Below are 1,652 nucleotides of genomic sequence, written 5' to 3'. Positions count from 1 at the left end.
CCTCGATCCACCGATGGGTTACTGCTCGGTTGAGGCGTCGTGAATGGGAAAGTGCCCTTTGAACTGGGATGATCACTGTTGTCGAGGCAATGATCGGTCCGGTTCAGAAGGGCACTTCGGGTGCAAGTTTCGCACAGGTTCGCCGCGGAGTCAGCGGTGTTCGATGATGAGAATCTCGTGTCCCTGGCCGGTCTGGTGCCGGTGATGCGGCTGGCCGAGCAGACCGGGCTGGGTGAGCTGCTGGCTCAGAAGGTGGTGATCGCCGAGCCTCGGATCAGGTCCGGGTCGGCGAATCCGGGCCCGAAGCTGGCCACGTTGATCGCGGGGATGTGCGCGGGTGCGGACAGTATCGACGATGTCGATGTGCTGCGCAGCGGTGGCATGAACAGAGTGTTCGAGCGGGTGTATGCGCCGTCGACGATCGGGACCCTGTTGCGGGAGTTCAGTTTCGGTCACGCCCGGCAGTTGGAGTCGGTCCTGGCCGCGCACCTGTCCCGGTTGTGCGAGCGGGTCGAGTTGTTGCCTGGGGCCGGTGTGCGGGCGTTCGTTGATATCGACTCGCTGTTGCGGCCGGTGTATGGGTATGCCAAGCAGGGCGCGTCCTACGGGTTCACCAAGATTGCAGGCAAACAGGTTCTGCGCAAAGGTCTTTCACCATTGGCGACCACGATCAGCACCGATCTGTCCGCGCCGGTGATCGCGGGAATGCGGCTGCGCGCCGGGAAAGCCGCTTCCGCTAAAGGGGCTGGGCGGATGGTCGCCCAGGCCATCACCTGTGCCCGCGCAGCCGGGGTGACCGGTGAGATCCTGGTGCGCGGCGATTCGGCGTTCGGCGGCCGGACCGTGATCGGTGCGTGCCGCCGTCTCGGGGCACGGTTTTCGCTGGTGCTGACGAAGAACCGCGCCGTGGCGCGGGCGATCGCGTCGATCCCCGCCGACGCGTGGACACCGGTGAAGTATCCGGGCGCGGTCCGTGACCCTGACACCGGGGGCTGGATTTCCGACGCCGAGGTCGCCGAAATCCCTTACACCGCTTTCGCTTCCAAGCCGGATCGGGTCACCGCCCGGTTGGTCGTGCGCCGCGTCCGCGATGCCGCCCGCCAGGACGAGTTGTTCCCGGTATGGCGGTATCACCCGTTCTTCACCGATTCGACCGAATCCACCGTCGATGCCGACCTCACCCACCGCCGCCATGCGGTCATCGAGACCGTGTTCGCCGATCTCATCGACGGCCCGCTGGCACACATGCCGTCCGGGCGGTTCGGCGCGAACTCCGCGTGGGTGTTGTGCGCGGCGATCGCGCACAACCTGCTGCGCGCCGCCGGCGCGCTCGGCGGCATGCGACTGGGCAGAGCCCGCGCAGCCACGCTGCGCCGCAAGATTGTCGCCGTTCCTGCTCGGTTCGCGCGTCCGCAGCGAAAACCCGTCCTGCATTTGCCCGCCTACTGGCCATGGGCCACCGCATGGCGGCAGCTGTGGCACGCCACCACCGCCATATTCTCAACCGCCTGAACACCGGGAAACGTCCCTACGACCAGGAACAACAGTGGAAAGGCTGGGCAGACCAGCGGCTACCGGCTATCCAAAAACCGGTCATCCGCGCGCCGCGGGCGCGCGGATGACCGAGAAACCGCATCCGTGGATCGAGGCTA

1 protein-coding gene is annotated in these 1,652 nt (G+C 66.3%); it reads left to right on the top strand.

What is annotated here, in order from left to right; all coding sequences use genetic code 11:
• Positions 1 to 120: 120 nt before the first annotated feature.
• The gene (locus NA4_RS38135) at positions 121 to 1,512 is read left to right on the top strand and encodes an IS1380 family transposase (protein ID WP_067481101.1); all 1,392 of its coding nucleotides are present in this window, start codon (positions 121 to 123) and stop codon (positions 1,510 to 1,512) included.
• The last annotated feature ends 140 nt before the right edge of the window (positions 1,513 to 1,652 follow it).

It is taken from the genome of Nocardia amamiensis NBRC 102102, assembly GCF_001612745.1.
GTDB classification, from domain to species: domain Bacteria; phylum Actinomycetota; class Actinomycetes; order Mycobacteriales; family Mycobacteriaceae; genus Nocardia; species Nocardia amamiensis.
Note: the sequence above shows the minus strand (reverse complement) of the source record. Positions and strands in the feature narration are given on the sequence as shown.